Annotated in this window: 14 protein-coding genes; 9 read left to right on the forward strand and 5 right to left on the reverse strand. The window is 73.5% G+C overall.

What is annotated here, in order from left to right; genetic code table 11:
- Positions 1-46: 46 nt before the first annotated feature.
- On the reverse strand, positions 47-1,444 hold the full coding sequence (locus DSM104329_RS12700) for a HAMP domain-containing sensor histidine kinase (RefSeq protein ID WP_259316210.1): 1,398 nt from the start codon (positions 1,442-1,444) through the stop codon (positions 47-49).
- Positions 1,445-1,449: 5 nt separating this feature from the next.
- Positions 1,450-2,148 (reverse strand): response regulator transcription factor, encoded by a 699-nt coding sequence (locus DSM104329_RS12705; protein ID WP_259315811.1) that lies wholly within the window; start codon positions 2,146-2,148, stop codon positions 1,450-1,452.
- A 227-nt stretch (positions 2,149-2,375) separates the two neighbouring features.
- On the opposite strand from DSM104329_RS12705, the gene DSM104329_RS12710 reads away from it, so the two are divergent.
- Complete coding sequence (locus tag DSM104329_RS12710; RefSeq protein WP_259315812.1) at positions 2,376-2,936, forward strand: DUF421 domain-containing protein; 561 nt, start codon at positions 2,376-2,378, stop codon at positions 2,934-2,936.
- Between the two features lie 41 nt (positions 2,937-2,977).
- Here the strand turns inward: DSM104329_RS12710 and DSM104329_RS12715 are convergent, their stop codons facing one another.
- Positions 2,978-3,829 (reverse strand): hypothetical protein, encoded by an 852-nt coding sequence (locus DSM104329_RS12715; RefSeq protein WP_259315813.1) that lies wholly within the window; start codon positions 3,827-3,829, stop codon positions 2,978-2,980.
- A gap of 84 nt (positions 3,830-3,913) precedes the next feature.
- Between DSM104329_RS12715 and DSM104329_RS12720 the strand changes: the two genes are divergently transcribed.
- Both DSM104329_RS12720 and DSM104329_RS12725 read left to right on the forward strand, forming a co-directional pair.
- A complete protein-coding gene (locus tag DSM104329_RS12720; protein WP_259315814.1) occupies positions 3,914-4,615 on the forward strand; it encodes a polysaccharide deacetylase family protein in 702 nt (233 codons plus the stop codon).
- Positions 4,612-5,868 carry an MGDG synthase family glycosyltransferase gene (locus DSM104329_RS12725; RefSeq protein WP_259315815.1) on the forward strand — a complete coding sequence of 419 codons (1,257 nt, stop codon included), beginning with the start codon at positions 4,612-4,614 and terminating at the stop codon, positions 5,866-5,868. The genes DSM104329_RS12720 and DSM104329_RS12725 overlap by 4 nt, the downstream gene beginning before the upstream one ends.
- Positions 5,869-5,907: 39 nt before the next feature.
- Here the strand turns inward: DSM104329_RS12725 and DSM104329_RS12730 are convergent, their stop codons facing one another.
- A complete protein-coding gene (locus DSM104329_RS12730; protein WP_259315816.1) occupies positions 5,908-7,095 on the reverse strand; it encodes a thiolase family protein in 1,188 nt (395 codons plus the stop codon).
- Positions 7,096-7,266: 171 nt separating this feature from the next.
- Here DSM104329_RS12730 and DSM104329_RS12735 point away from each other — a divergent pair, with 171 nt between their 5' ends.
- Genes DSM104329_RS12735 through DSM104329_RS12750 form a run of 4 tightly spaced genes read left to right on the forward strand, consistent with a single transcriptional unit; the run spans position 7,267 to position 9,999 of the window.
- The gene (locus tag DSM104329_RS12735) at positions 7,267-7,893 is read left to right on the forward strand and encodes a dihydrodipicolinate synthase family protein (RefSeq protein ID WP_259315817.1); all 627 of its coding nucleotides are present in this window, start codon (positions 7,267-7,269) and stop codon (positions 7,891-7,893) included.
- The gene (locus DSM104329_RS12740) at positions 7,890-8,099 is read left to right on the forward strand and encodes an RraA family protein (RefSeq protein ID WP_259315818.1); all 210 of its coding nucleotides are present in this window, start codon (positions 7,890-7,892) and stop codon (positions 8,097-8,099) included. Before DSM104329_RS12735 ends, DSM104329_RS12740 begins: the two co-directional genes overlap by 4 nt.
- The gene (locus tag DSM104329_RS12745) at positions 8,096-8,500 is read left to right on the forward strand and encodes an RraA family protein (protein WP_259315819.1); all 405 of its coding nucleotides are present in this window, start codon (positions 8,096-8,098) and stop codon (positions 8,498-8,500) included. The genes DSM104329_RS12740 and DSM104329_RS12745 overlap by 4 nt, the downstream gene beginning before the upstream one ends.
- Positions 8,497-9,999: an aldehyde dehydrogenase gene (locus tag DSM104329_RS12750; RefSeq protein WP_259315820.1), complete on the forward strand. Its 1,503-nt coding sequence runs from the start codon at positions 8,497-8,499 to the stop codon at positions 9,997-9,999. Before DSM104329_RS12745 ends, DSM104329_RS12750 begins: the two co-directional genes overlap by 4 nt.
- Before the next feature lie 33 nt (positions 10,000-10,032).
- Here DSM104329_RS12750 and DSM104329_RS12755 read toward each other — a convergent pair whose 3' ends face one another.
- Positions 10,033-11,100: a hypothetical protein gene (locus DSM104329_RS12755; protein WP_259315821.1), complete on the reverse strand. Its 1,068-nt coding sequence runs from the start codon at positions 11,098-11,100 to the stop codon at positions 10,033-10,035.
- A 57-nt stretch (positions 11,101-11,157) separates the two neighbouring features.
- Here DSM104329_RS12755 and DSM104329_RS12760 point away from each other — a divergent pair, with 57 nt between their 5' ends.
- Together DSM104329_RS12760 and DSM104329_RS12765 are read left to right on the forward strand one after the other, a co-directional pair.
- Positions 11,158-12,153 carry an ornithine cyclodeaminase family protein gene (locus DSM104329_RS12760; RefSeq protein WP_259315822.1) on the forward strand — a complete coding sequence of 332 codons (996 nt, stop codon included), beginning with the start codon at positions 11,158-11,160 and terminating at the stop codon, positions 12,151-12,153.
- Between the two features lie 3 nt (positions 12,154-12,156).
- Entirely contained in the window at positions 12,157-13,176 is a 1,020-nt protein-coding gene (locus DSM104329_RS12765) for a dihydrodipicolinate synthase family protein (RefSeq protein ID WP_259315823.1), read from the forward strand.
- Positions 13,177-13,192 lie beyond the last annotated feature (16 nt).

Below are 13,192 nucleotides of genomic sequence, written 5' to 3' on the forward strand. Positions count from 1 at the left end.
GGGCGTTGACGCCGGCGGGCGTTGCGTGAGCGTTCTGTTAGGCCCCTCAGTCGATCGCCGCGGGCGCCGGGGTGAGCGCCAGCGTGAAGCGGGCGCCCGGAGCGCCCGGGTCGACCGTGAGGTCTCCACCCATGCGGCGGGCCAGCTCGCGGCCGATCGCCAGGCCGAGGCCGAAGCCGACGGTGGCGGCATCGGTCCCGCGCTCGAAGCGCTCGAAGATGCGCTCGGCGTCCTCGGCGGATACGCCGGGCCCATGGTCCTGCACGACGACGACCGGGCGGTCGCCGTCCGCGGGCACCTCGACGCAGACCGCCGCCGCCGGCGGCGAGTGGCGCAGCGCGTTGTCGACGAGGATGCGGATGATCTGCGCGACGCTGCCGGGATCGGCGACCGCCCAGCGCGGCGCCGGGGCGACGAGGTCGATCGGCGAGCCGGCGTCGGCCGTGCGCGGCTCGAACTCGGCCAGCACCGAGCGGCTGAGCTCGACGAGCTCGACGAGCTCCGTGCGCGGCGGCACGCCGGCATCGAGCCGGCTGAGGTCGAGCAGGTCGCGGGCGAGCTTGCTGAGCCGCTCGGTCTGGCTGACGGCGCGGGAGAGCTGGTCGCGGGCGTCATCGAGGTCCGGTCGGGGCACGGCGAGCTCCTCGCTCGCCGAGTCCAGCATCAGCCGCAGCGACGCCAGGGGGGTCCGAAGCTCGTGCGAGGCCGTGGCGACGAAGGTGCGGCGAGCCTGTTCCTGCTCGAGGAGGCGCTGCTGCATGGTCGCGAAGGCGCGCGTGAGGTCGCCGACCTCGTCGCGGGCATCGTCGGCGCGCATCTCGGCGACGGGCCCCAGCTCGGCGACACGAAGGGCGGTGTCGCGCAGCGCCTTGAGCCGGTGGGCCAGCCGCCCGGCCAGCGCGACGCCGACGACGAGCGCGACGCCGAGCGCGATCAGCGCGGCGACCAGCAGGGCGTGCCGGACGACCTCCTGCGCGGAGCCGAGGTCCTCGAGCGACTTGCGCACCGCCAGGGCGTAGTCATGACCGGCGACCTCGAACGGCACCGCGACCTGCGCCACCTGCTCTCCGCCCGTGTCGTCGATCGATCCGATGAGGCGGTGCTCGCGGATCGCGCGCGCGACGTCGGGGAACCGCTCGTCGGGGTTGAGGACGGGCGTGGTCAGCACCAGGCCGGTCCCGTCGACCACGTCGACCTCTGCGCCGGCCCGGCGCCTGAGGGCGCGCGCGGCGCGCTCGAGCTCGTCGCCGCCGGGCCGGAGGTCGCCGCGATCGATGTCGCGGAACCCGGGCGCGGCGGCGCCCACGGTCTGCTTGAGCGACGCGAGCGCGTCGGTGCGCAAACGGCGGTCGAGCGGGGCCAGCAGCAGGATCGCCGCGACCGCGAGCGTGAGTGCGCTGACGACGAGCAGGGCGGCGGTCAGCCGGCCGCGCAGGCCGAGCATCCACCTCACGGGCTGTGCAGGCGGTAGCCGACACCCCGCACCGTGAGCAGCAGCTCCGGCTTGTCGGGCCTCGCCTCGAGCTTCTCGCGCATGTGGCAGACGTGGACGTCGACGCCGCGCGGGTCCCGGTAGGCGCTGTCGCCCCAGATCGCCCGCAGCAGCTCCTGGCGGTTGAACGAGCGTCCCGGGGCGAGCATCAGCGTCTCGAGCAGCTCGAACTCCGAGAAGGTCATCTCGACCGGTCGGCCGTCGACCGTCACGGTGCGCCGGCTCCGGTCGAGCACGATCGGCCCGACCTGCAGGACCTCGTCGCCGAGCGCGCGGGTGCCGGCGCGGCGCAGGACGGCGCGGATGCGGCTGCGCAGCTCGGCGGGCCCGAACGGCTTCGTCACGTAGTCGTCGGCGCCGGCCTCCAGCCCGAGCACCGCGTCGGCCTCGCTGTCGAGCGCGGTCAGCATGATGATCGGGACGAGGTTGCGGCGGTCGCGCATCGTGCGGCAGACCTCGTAGCCGTCGGGGCCGGCGCCGAGGGCAACGTCCAGCAGCACGACATCGAAGCGCCCCGTGGTGGCGCGGTCGATCGCCGCGCGCCCGTCGGCGACGGCCACCACCCGGTGCCCGTCACGCTCGAACAGGCGCTTGATCTGCTCGCGCAGCTCGGACTCGTCGTCGACGACGAGGATCTCGAGCGTCTCGACCGTCACGCGAGCGAACATTATCGCCCGCCCAGAGGTGATCGAGGGGGATCGATCATGGTGTCGCGGTGCTCCTGGCCGTGTGATCCACCAACGCCTAACGCAAGGTCAATGCGGGGCTGCTCGCAGCCAATCTGCCGGCGCGTACGTTCGGCGCGTCCAGCCCGCCGACGCCACGCCGCTCGGCGGGGCGACGGCCGGTGCCGGCCCACCTCTCGACCGCTTGGAGCCCAACCATGTTGCACGGCATCTTCGTCCTGCAGGTCCCGGTCGCCGAGAAGCTCCTGCGTACGGTCCTCGTCTACGCGACGATCGTGCTGCTGTTCCGGCTGACGGGCAAGCGGGAGCTCGCGGGCCTGAACACGCTCGACTTCGTCGTGCTGTTCCTGCTGTCCAACGTCGTCCAGAACGCGATCATCGGCAGCGACAACAGCTTCTCCCGCGGGGCGATCGGCGCGGCGACGCTGGTGGGGGTCAACGCCGCGGTCAACCGCGTGGTGGCCGCGTCGCCGACGGTCGCCCGCTGGCTGGAGGGCACCCCGACGCCGGTGATCGCCGACGGCGAGCCCCTGATGCGCGACATGCGCCGCATGGGCCTGCGGACCGCCGATCTCGAGCACGCCGTCAAGCTGCAGAACGGCGACGCGATCGGCGATGTCGCCAGCGGGGTCCTCGAGCCGGGCGGCCACCTGATCCTCGACCTCAAGCCGTCCCAGCGCGGGGCCACCAGCGGCGACATCGACCGCGTGCTGAGGCGGATCGCGGCGCTCGATCGCCGCGCCGCGCCGCGCGGGTGACGCGGCGCGGTTCTCGGCCGGGTGCAGGTCGCCGTCGCCGCTCATGACGGCGCGGTGGCGGCGTCGACCGCCCTGGAGTGCAGCATGTCGGTGGCGGCTCCGAGCACGGCGGCGACGCCGACGATCGTCGCGAGCGCCGCGACGGGCGATGCGGCCCACCGCGGCACGCCGATCCAGGGCATCACGGCGAGCGGGACGAGCACCTGGAGGGCGAAGACCGCCGGCGCGGTGCGGGTCACGGGCCGGCGCTGCAGGGCCGTCGACTCGCTGAGCAGCGCGACGCCCGACGCGGCCGCGGTCGCGACCGCCCATCCGAGCGCGGCCGGCCACCGGCCGGCCGCCGCGCTGTCGGCGCACAGCTTCGTCGAGATGCCGCTCCAGGCGAAGCCGATGCCGGCGCCGACGGTGGCGAGCCGTCCGTCGATGATGCCGACGGCCGCGGCGACGACGGGCGCGAGCGTCGCCATCGCCGTGATGGCGAGCATCGTCGCCGCCGCCGTGCCCAGGTGGGCGGTTCCGGCCGGTCCGCCGCCGATCGTCAGCAGCGCGACGCCGGCGAGCAGCCCGCACACCGCCAGCACATCGCGCTGGCGGACGGGCTCGGCCATCCGGTGGGCGCCGATGGCGAGCAGCGCGATGAGGCCGACCCCCAGGGTCGGCTGCACGACGCTCAGCGGCGCGAGGCGTGTGGCCACCGCCTGCAGCGGCCAGCCGACGATCCCGAGCGCGAGCCCGGCCAGCCAGATCGGCCGGCGCGCGAGCGTGGCCAGCAGGGAGACGCGCATCGCGCTGCGCGTGGACGTCCGGCGAGCCTCGTGCGCCTGGCAGGCGACGCCGACGTCATACAGCAGCGACGCGGCCGTGGCGGCCGCCACCCCGAACAGAACTCGCACGATGCAGTTGACGCTAGACGCGCCGCGGTCGTCCGGCCGTCGGTGTTCAGGTGATGGTCAGCATGGACGTCGAGCATGGTCGCCATGGCGCCGGCGCACGCGATGCTCGCCTGTCTTGGCGGCGGCGTGCTGGCCGCCCACGCTGTCCCGGCGCTCGCCCAGCCCCTACCCCGGATCGGCGACCTCCTGGGCGTCGAGCGGCGCGTCCCCGGACCGGCCGCGGTCGCGCTGACGTTCGACGACGGCCCGCACCCGCAGGCCACGGAGCAGGTCCTCGAGGTGCTGCGCGCGCGCCGGGCCACCGCGACGTTCTTCCTGGTCGGCGAGCAGGCGGTGCGCCATGGCGGTGCCGCCGCCGAGGTCGCGGCGGCCGGGCACGCGATCGGGGTCCACGGGTTCCGCCACCGCAACCTTCTGCGCCTGACGCCCGCGCAGACCGTGGACGACCTGCGGCGCGGTCGCGCCGCGGTCGCCGAGGCGACCGGGCTCGATCCGTGGGTGTACCGCCCGCCGTACGGGGTGCTGAGCGGCGGCGCGCTGCGCGAGGCGCGCCGCCGGCGCTGGCGCGTCGTGCTCTGGAGCCGCTGGGGCCGCGACTGGCGCGCCGACGCGACCGCGGGCTCGGTGTGCACGCTCGTCGTCGCCGGGCTCGCCGGCCGCGACGTCGTCCTGCTGCACGATGCCGACCACTATGCGGCCGCCGGATCGTGGCGGGCGACGGTCGGCGCGCTCCCGCGGATCCTCGACGCGATCCAGGACGCCGGGCTGGTGACGGTGCGCCTGTGAGCCTGCGGGTCCTCATCCTGTCCGCGGACATCGGCGAGGGCCACAACACCGCCGCGCGCGCGCTCGCACAGGGATTGCGCCGGCGCGGCGCGGTCGTCCACGTGGACGAGCACCTCGAGTCGCTGTCGGCCGCGCAGCGACTCGCCTTGCGTGAAGGCTCGAGGCTGCTGTTCCGCCACGCTCCGTGGGCGTTCGGCGCGTACTACCGGCTCTTGCTGCGCTCCCGGACCGCGCGGGCGCTCGCACGCGCCTCGCTGGTGCGGTTCGGCGCCCGACCGATGCTGCGCATGATCGATCGCCACCGGCCGGACGTGATCGTCTCGACGTATCCGGCGACGACCGTCGTTCTGGGCGAGTTGCGCCGCCGGGGCGCGGTCCGCGCACCCGTGGTCGCCACGATCACGGACGTGACCGGGCTGTTCTTCTGGGCTGCGCCCCGGATCGACCTGCACCTGGTGAGCTGGCGGGAGTCGATCGAGGAGGTGCTCACCATTGCGCCGGGCAGCGACGTCCGGCATGTCGCCGGTCTGACCGATCGCGTGTTCCAGCGCCCCCGGAGCAAGCGGGAGGCCCGGACCGCGCTCGGACTGGCCGCCGATCGTCCGGTCGTGGTCGTCTCAGGCGGTGGATGGGGCGTGGGGGACCTGGCGGGGGCGGCTTGCGCCGCGCTCGCGGTCCCCGGCGCGCAGGTGATCGTCGCGGCCGGACGGGACCCGGCCGTGCGCGCCCGGCTCGAGCGGCGCATCGGCGCGGCGGCAGGGCTTCACGTCCTCGGCTTCACCGACCGGATGAGCGACCTCCTAGCCGCCGCCGACGTGCTCGTGCACGCGACCGGCGGCGTCACCTGCCTCGAGGCGCGGCTTCGCGGTTGCCCCGTCGTGCTCTACGGCTTCGCCGTCGGACACGTCCGCCACAACGCGGTCGCGATGGAGCGTCTCGGCCTGAGCCTCAGAGCGCGTCGGCCGGCCGAGCTGACGGCGGCCATCGTCCGGATCCTGCAGGAGCCCGCGCCGAACGCGCGGCCGTGCGGAGCGCTTCCGTCGGCCGCGAACGCCGTCATGACGGCGCGGGCGCTCGATCTGGCGCCCGTCCCCGTCCGCCGGGCGCCGTCGCGGGTGCGTGGCCGTGTGGCGGTCGCGGCGCTCGTCGGCGCGCTGGTGGTCGCGGGGTTCGCGCAGACCGCACCGGGCGACGCGATCGCCGATCACGCGCGGCTGCACGTCCACTCGGTGCTCGTCGCACCGATCCGATGAGCCGCCGGCCCCGCGCCGCGGCGACTGCCGAGACCTGCCTCAGCCCGTGACCTCGACGACGACGGCGGCGCCGGTGTCGCCGGCGGCGCATCCGGTGAACAGGCCGATGCCGCCGCCGCGGTCTTCGAGCGCGTGCAGCAGCTCGACGATGCCGCGCGCGCCGGTCGGGCCCTGCGGGTGGCCGTAGATGAGGCTGCAGCCGTAGGGGTTGAGGGCGCGCGCATCGACGCCGGTCTCGCGGGCGAACCACACGTCGTTGACGACGAACGGATTGTGGGTCTTGACGATGTCGACGTCGTCGAACGTCAGCCCGGCGTCGTGGAGTGCCGCGCGTGCGGCGGGCACCGGGGCCTTGGGCATCGTGCCGGCGTCGACGCGGGCGAAGCCGGTGGACCGGATGCGGGCCAGAGGGCCGTCCACGCCCAGGTCGCGCGCCTGCTGGGCGGTGGTGAGGATCATCCCGGCGGCGCCGTCGGCCGGGTGGGTCTGGCTGCCGTAACTCACGACGCCATCCGGCGTGACCGGGGCCAGCGCACCGAGCTCCTCGAGGACGGCGGGTCGGATGCCCTGATCCTCCTCGATCTCGGTCGCGCGCTTCCCGCGGCCGACGGTGATCGGAACCATCCAGCGGCGCTGGAAGGCGCGGTCGTCGGCGAGAGCGTCGGCGTACTGCTCGTAGCGGCGGACGGTGAGCTCGTCGAGGTGCGACTTGTCCATGCCGCCCTCGACCGCGACGCGCTCCGCCGTCGCGAGCATCGACTCGCCGGTCATCGGGTCGCGGGCGAAGGAGTCGAGGACCCAGTTCTCGCTGTCCGGGGTGCCGCCGGGTGCGCTCGTGCGTGGGTAGGTGAGGTGCGGTCCGTTCGATGTGCGGTCGGTGGTGACGACGAGGCGCGCGCCCATCGGCTCGACGTCCTGGGTTGCCGCCGCCGCGTGCAGCGCGGCCACCGAGGTGGCGCATGCCTGCGAGATCATGGGACCGCTGACGCCGGGGAACCCGAGTTGCGCGGCGAGGGTGGGAGCGCCGTAGAACGCCTCCTTCTGGGGAATGGTCCAGCCTAGGACGAGCTCGCGGACCGGCCACGTCGTCCCGCGCTCGCGCAGCGCACGCCCGGTGACCTGCTTGGCCAGCTCGAGGCTGTTGAGGTCGGCGGTGGCTCCCTGCCAGCGCACGAACGGCGACGACCACGCGGCCCGCAGGGGAATGACGGTGTTCTCGAAGCGCACGACTCTCCTTCGGCCTCAGGCGTGCGCGCCATGATGGCCGCACGTACGAGATCCTATGACATCTGCCTGACGCACGACATCAGACAGTCTCGTAACGCGCCGTCCCGATTAGGCCTGAATACCCTACTGATACGCTCCGTTGCGTACTGGTAAGAGGAGGAGGAGGTTGCCGTGGCACGGACACCGCAGGTTGGCACGGCGGACATCACGGGCGTCGTCGCCTACCAGCCCACGACGGTCCGCACCGACGTCGTCATCGACCGCAACACGAAGGACGCGATCGACCTCGACGAGGCGGCGCGGGCCGCCGACGTGCTGGTCCGGGACGGAGCGAGCGCGATCTGCCTGAACGGCACGTTCGGCGAGCTGTCGTCGCTCACCCTCGAGGAGATCCTCGCCTTCACGCGCGCCGTCGTGGAGTCGGTCGCCGACCGCGTGCCGGTGTTCGGGGGAGCCACGACGCTGAACACCCGAGACACGCTCGACCGGGCGCGCCGGTTCCGCGAGATCGGCGCTCACGGCCTGAACCTCGGCCGCGGGATGCTCTCCGCCATGGGCGACGTCAACATCGTCCGCTGGTACCAGGACGTCGCGCAGGAGCTGCCCGATATGGCGATCTTCCGCTACGACGACGTCCAGGCGTTCAAGCGCCCGATCAACACCGCGGTCTATCGCGAGCTGGCGAAGATCCCGCAGGTCGTCGCCTGCAAGTACCGCACGCAGATCGTCGTCGGGCGCATGATCCAGACGAACACCTACAACGCCGGTCTCGAGGCGGCCGCGGCAGTCCCGGCATGAGACTTGCGCAGCGGCTGGCCGCGCTCAGCGCGTCGGGCGTCTCCGACGCGACCGGTGGCCAGGGCGTCGTGCGCACCGGCCTGATCCGCTACAGCGGCTCGGGCACCGTCGCCGGCCGCGCCGTGACCGCCGATTGCGCGGAGGGCTCGCTGCTCGCGGTGTTCGGTGCGCTCGACCGGGCGCAGCCGGCGACGTGCTCTGCATGACCGCCCCGGGCGACACCGCCTATCTGGGCGAGCTGCTCGCGACGGACATCGCCAACCGCGGCCTCGCGGCGGCGGTGGTCGACGGCCTCATCCGCGACAGCGAGGCGCTGCCGGGCCTGCCGGTCTCGTTCTTCGCGCGCGGCGTCACGCCGACGGCCCGTCGCGGCGACGACCCAGGGCGATCCATGATCCCCATCGACCTGGGCGGGGTGCAGGTGCGTCCGGGAGACTGGATCGTCGCCGACGGGGACGGCGTCGTGGCGATCGCCGCCGGCGAGGTCGACAGCGTGCTGGCCAAGGCCGAGGAGGCTGCGCGGCTGGAGGAGCGGATGCTCGAGCGCATCAGGGCGGGCGCCAACGTGATGGACGCCGTCCGCGCGGTGATCGGGGCGCCGTCGTGAGCGGGACGGCGACGCGGCCGGCGCCGATGATGATCGGCGCGGAGCACGAGACGCGGTCCGGCGAGACCCTTGACGTCCTGACGCCCTCGACCGGCGAGGTGATCGCGCGGGTGCCCGCAGGCGACGCGACGGACGTGGATCTCGCCGTCGCGCGCGCGAAGGAGGCGTTCGCGACGTGGTCGCGCGTCCCCGCCGCCCAGCGCGCGAAGCTGATCAACCGCCTCGCCGACCTCGTCGACGAGCGGCTGCCCGAGCTGTTCGAGCTCGAGACGTCGAACAACGGCCGCCCGATCGTCGAGACGCGCGCCCAGCTGTCGATGGCCGGCGGCATCTACCGCTACAACGCCGCCCTCGCGCTGACCGAGCGCGGCGAGACGTTCGACGCCGGCCCGCAGCACCATGGCTACCTGCAGCGCTCGCCGCTCGGCGTGTGTGGCGTGATCGTCCCGTTCAACCACCCGTTTCTCATCATGGCCCGCGGCGTGGCGCCCGCGCTGGCCGCGGGCAACACCGTGGTCGTCAAGCCGTCCGAGCTCACGCCGCTCACCGCGCTGCGCTTCGCCCGTCTCGCGGCGGAGGCGGGGATCCCCGACGGCGTCGTCAACGTCGTCACGGGCCTCGGCCCGGCGGTCGGGGCGCCGCTGACCCGCCACCCGGACGTCAAGAAGATCGAGTTCACCGGCGGCGCGGGGACCGGGCGGCAGGTCGCGGTGGCCGCGGCCGAGCGCTTCGTCTCCTACAGCGCCGAGCTCGGCGGCAAGACGCCGGTGCTGGTGTTCGACGATGCGGGCGTGGAGGAGGCCGCGCGCGGCTGCGCGTTCGCCGCCTTCATCGCGGCCGGGCAGACGTGCGTCTGCGGCTCCCGGATCCTCGTGCAGGAGTCGATGTACGACGCGTTCGTCAGCGCGCTCGTCGAGCAGACCGGGGCGATCGGCATCGGCGATCCGGCGGATCGCGCGACGCAGATGGGGCCGCTCATCTCCGCCGCCGCGCGCGACCGCTCGGCCGCCTACACCGCGATCGCGCGCGACGAGGGTGCGACGATCCTCACCGGGGGCGCGCCGCCGCGGCTCGACGCGCCCTTCGACCGCGGGTTCTTCTTCGCGCCGACCATCGTCGGCAACGCGACGAACGGGATGCGCTGCGCCCAGGAGGAGATCTTCGGCCCGGTCATCGTCGTGGCGACGTTCCGCGACGAGGCGGACGCGATCCGCCAGGCCAACGACATCCCGTTCGGGCTCGGCGCGGCGATCTGGACCCGCGACGTCGCCCGCGCACACCGGGTGGCCGGCCGGATCGAGGCCGGGATGGTGTGGGTCAACGACCACCACCGGACCGCGCCGGCGATGCCGTGGGGCGGGGTGAAGGACCCCGGCTTCGGCAAGCAGTCGGGGCGGGAGGCGTACGACTCGTTCACCACCGTGAAGGCGGTCGTCGTCCGGACGGCTCCCGACCCGGTCGACTGGTACGGCAGCGACCCGCACGACCGGCTGAACTGAGCCGGGCGCCCGCGCGCGGGCGCCCGGTGTCCGTCAGTTGCTCGGGGCGGCGAGGACCTCCGCGACCACCCGGCGGTGCTCACGCATGGTCTCCATCCCGTCCTGTCCGGGCTGGCGGCCGAACCCGCAGTACATCGCTACCCCGAAGTCGTCGAGGTACTGCGACGCGGTCGCGTGGCGGCGGCGCAGGCCATCGACCCCGTCGACGGGCAGCACGATGCCCAGGTACAGGCGCGTATCGGGCGTGTCGAGGTCGGCAAGCGGCGCGAAGAACCGGCTGTCCTCGCTGCGCAGGTCACGCGGGCCGGCCAGGTGCAGGAAGTCGACCGGGCGCCCGGACTCCTGCACCGCGTAGTTCGCCATCTTGACCAGCAGCGACATGTCCCGGGCCTCGTACATCGGCCACGCCGGGAACGTGCCGTAGCAGAGGTGATACCCGACCAGGACCTGCTCGGGGATCATCCGCGTCAGCCGGGTGACGCCGCCGGCGAAGCGCTTCCAGGCGTCGCCCTCCATCCACGAGATGACGCCCTCGATGTTGAGGACCTCCCAGCACACGTCCCACTGGATGACCAGGTCCTCGGGCGGGATGGCGTCGGTCAGCCGCCGGATCTCCCGGGAGAACATCTCCTCGTAGGCGGCGGAGACGACCGCGAAGTCGTGCTCCCAGTCGCGCTTGAAGCTCGCCATGACGCTGGTGTTGAACGGCAGGCCGACCTGGAAGCGCACGTGCGCCGGGATGGCGCCCTCGTCGCGCAGCCTGCGGAAGACCTCATAGGACGCGATCGCGTCGTCGAGGCGCGGCCAGCGGTCGAAGGTCAGCTCGCCGACGCCGATGCCGTCGCGCACGCCGAGCACGGTGATCTGCTCGACATGACGCGGCGGAACGGCCCCCGGCTCGACCACCTCGATGCCCTCGTTGGGCTCCAGCATCGTCATGTGGTCGTAGGCGGCCCACAGCGCGCGCGGGCCGGTCTCGCCGTCGGGGAGCGCGAACACGAGGTCGCCGTACAGTTCGCCTCCGACGCGCAGGGCCTCCTCCGTCGATGCGGCAGGGAGGCTTCCCACCAAGAGCAGCTCGCTCGAAACCCTGGGGGCCATGGACTCTCTCCTTCCAGATGGATACGAAACGAATCGTATCACGGTAGGATGGCGCCGATGAGCGACGCTCCGTTCTTCGTCTCCTCGCAGGCGGCCACGCAGGTGTTCGCCTGGCCGGAGGCGATCGCCGCGCTGGCGCAGGCCTACGCGGCGCCGCCCAACCCGGCGGCAACTCCGCCGCGCACCGTCGCCCACGACGACGGCGCCTGGCTGCGCACCCTGCCGGCGCTGCCCAGCGGCGGGCGGTACTTCGGCGCCAAGCTCATGGCGATGGCGCCCGCCTCGGCCCAGCCCGGGGTCGAGTACGTGATCGTGTTGTGGGATCGCGAGACCAGCCGCATCGCGGCGTTCGTGGACGGCCACGAGGTCACGGCCCTGCGCACCGCGGCGACCTCGGCCGCCGCCCTCGACCGCCTGGCCCCACCCGGCCCGATCCGCCTCGGCGTCCTCGGCAGCGGCCTGGAGGCGACGATGCACGTGCGCGCCTTCTCCGCCGTGCGGCCGATCGAACGGCTCGTCGTCTCGAGCCCCACGCCGGCGCGCCGCGAGGCGTTCGCCGAGACGGCCGCCCGCGACCTGGGCTGCGCGGCCGAGGCGGTCGCCGACGGCGCCGCCGCGGTGCGGGGCGCGTCGGTCGTGCTGGCGGCGGCCCGGTCGCGCGGCGAGCAGCCGATCCTCCACGGCGACTGGCTCGCGCCGGAGGTGGCCGTCGTGTCCATCGGCTCGACCATCCCGGCCCAGCGCGAGATCGGCGCCAGCGTCGTCGCCGCGAGCGACCTCATCGTCTGCGACACCGTCGAGGAGGTCGTCGAGCAGACGGGCGACATGCTCGAAGCCGCCCGCGCCGGCATCGACTTCGCCGGTCGGACCTTCTCGCTGCACGACCTGCTCGCCGGAGCGCTGGACGAGCGGCTGGCGCACGCGCCGCGGCGCCTGTTCAAGTCGGTGGGCGGCGGACTCCAGGACGTCGTCGTCGCCGAGGTGATCGTCCGCCGCGCCCTGGAGGCGGGCCTGACCACGCCCTTGCCGATCGGGTTCGACACGAAGGAGTAGGACATGGCCGACTACACCAAGGATGACGCGCGCGCCTGGGCCCGGGAGCGCCTGACCGGCTGCGCGGCCGTCACGATCCCGACGTTCACCGCTGACCTCAAGCGGCTCAACGAGCACGCGATCCGCCACGACGTCGAGCGGGCCGTCGAGCACGGGTTCAGCTACACGCTCCTGATGACGGAGACGGCCATCACGCCCGAGGAGGCCGGCCGGTTCACCGCCGTCGCGCGCGAGGCCGCGGCGGGGCGCCTGCGGCTGTTCGCCCACGCCGCGTTCGGCACGCTGGAGGACAACGTCGAAGCGGTGCGCACCGCCGAACGGGAGGGCGCCGATCTCGTCCTGCTCGCCTACCCGCCGCAGTTCTGGCCGACCAGCGAGCAGGAGATCTACGACTGGACCCGCGAGGTCTGCGAGGCGACGAGCCTCGGCGTGATGCTGTTCGGCCTGCCAGCGTGGGGCTTCGAGCGTGTCCATCCCGCCGGCATGCCGGTCTCCTTCGTGCGGCGGGTGCTCGACACGATGCCGAACGTCGTCGCCATCAAGGCCGAGCAGGGCTTCCCGCTCGTCGCCGGCGTGTGCGAGATGTACCACCACTTCCGCGACGAGGTCGTCATCAGCTGCCCGATCGAGTCCGACGCGATCCCGCTGATGAGCGTCATGGACCTGCAGTTCTCCGGGACCAGCAACACGCAGTGGATGAGCGACTGGTACCCGCGCACGTTCGAGCTGGCCCGCACCGGCCGCTGGGAGGAGGCGATGCAGCGCTTCTGGGCGGTGCAGCCCGCACGTCAGGCCGCCACCGCGGCGACCCAGGCCTACATCGGCGGCACGACCGTGCTCAACCGGACGATGTGGAAGTACCAGGACTGGCTGGCCGGATACAACGGCGGGCCGCTGCGCGCCCCGGCGATGCGCGTCCCTGACCGGTTCATGAAGTCCCTGCGCGCTGGCTTGGAGGCCGCGGGCCTGCCGGTCACGACCGACCCTGACCGGGAGTTCATGACCGGCCGCCATCCGGCCTGAGACGCGAGGGGAGAGA

It is taken from the genome of Capillimicrobium parvum (assembly GCF_021172045.1).
GTDB classification, from domain to species: Bacteria; Actinomycetota; Thermoleophilia; order Solirubrobacterales; family Solirubrobacteraceae; genus Capillimicrobium; species Capillimicrobium parvum.

What these genes read in the sequence shown, in the direction of transcription:
- DSM104329_RS12700 (WP_259316210.1), bottom strand. Translation starts at nt 1,444, where the DNA reads ATGCTCGGCCTGCGCGGCCGGCTGACCGCCGCCCTGCTCGTCGTCAGC.
- DSM104329_RS12710 (WP_259315812.1), top strand. Translation starts at nt 2,376, where the DNA reads ATGTTGCACGGCATCTTCGTCCTGCAGGTCCCGGTCGCCGAGAAGCTC.
- DSM104329_RS12720 (WP_259315814.1), top strand. Translation starts at nt 3,914, where the DNA reads ATGGCGCCGGCGCACGCGATGCTCGCCTGTCTTGGCGGCGGCGTGCTG.
- DSM104329_RS12740 (WP_259315818.1), top strand. Translation starts at nt 7,890, where the DNA reads ATGAGACTTGCGCAGCGGCTGGCCGCGCTCAGCGCGTCGGGCGTCTCC.
- DSM104329_RS12745 (WP_259315819.1), top strand. Translation starts at nt 8,096, where the DNA reads ATGACCGCCCCGGGCGACACCGCCTATCTGGGCGAGCTGCTCGCGACG.
- DSM104329_RS12755 (WP_259315821.1), bottom strand. Translation starts at nt 11,100, where the DNA reads ATGGCCCCCAGGGTTTCGAGCGAGCTGCTCTTGGTGGGAAGCCTCCCT.
- DSM104329_RS12760 (WP_259315822.1), top strand. Translation starts at nt 11,158, where the DNA reads ATGAGCGACGCTCCGTTCTTCGTCTCCTCGCAGGCGGCCACGCAGGTG.
- DSM104329_RS12765 (WP_259315823.1), top strand. Translation starts at nt 12,157, where the DNA reads ATGGCCGACTACACCAAGGATGACGCGCGCGCCTGGGCCCGGGAGCGC.